1 protein-coding gene is annotated in these 491 nt (G+C 35.0%); it reads left to right on the top strand.

The window, feature by feature from the left end:
• Positions 1-85 precede the first annotated feature (85 nt).
• On the top strand, positions 86-376 hold the full coding sequence (locus EC396_RS12855) for a hypothetical protein (protein WP_240665705.1): 291 nt from the start codon (positions 86-88) through the stop codon (positions 374-376).
• The last annotated feature ends 115 nt before the right edge of the window (positions 377-491 follow it).

Raw genomic sequence — 491 nt, 5'->3', positions numbered from 1 at the left:
AAAGAAACAGGGATGATTCCTTTGTTTTTTCACAGTGATATAGAATTATGCCAGAACAAGTGAAAATTGGTTTGTAGTTTCAGCTATGGGACGTTCAGCAGGTCATTTGGCATTTGGTATTGCTTCAGCTTGTCATTTTCCAATGATGATTATTCCTGAAATGTTCAACAAAACAAAATTATACGACAATGGTGTTTCGGGTTGTATTGTAAGTGCAAATTCAAGGGGAGATATAACGCCTTTGTATTTAAAAGATTTTCAAGACGAAAATGGAAAAGTACAGCCACGATTGGTAGATATTGAGTCGGATATGGCGCAACTTTTTATCAATAATTTAATTTATATCAGAGAAAAAGATTACGAATCAGCAAAGTAAAAAAGTATTAAAAGCGTGTTACGATGGTGGTGCACGTTTAATGGAGTTTACCGCTCGTGGTGATTTCGCTCACGAAGTTTTTGGCGAATTAACCAAATATGCCATCAAAGAATTA

It is taken from the genome of Lutibacter sp. HS1-25 (genome assembly GCF_004121075.1).
Classification (GTDB): Bacteria; Bacteroidota; Bacteroidia; order Flavobacteriales; family Flavobacteriaceae; genus Lutibacter.
The sequence above is the reverse complement of the archived record's forward strand: the minus strand, read 5'-3'. Positions and strand labels throughout refer to the sequence as shown.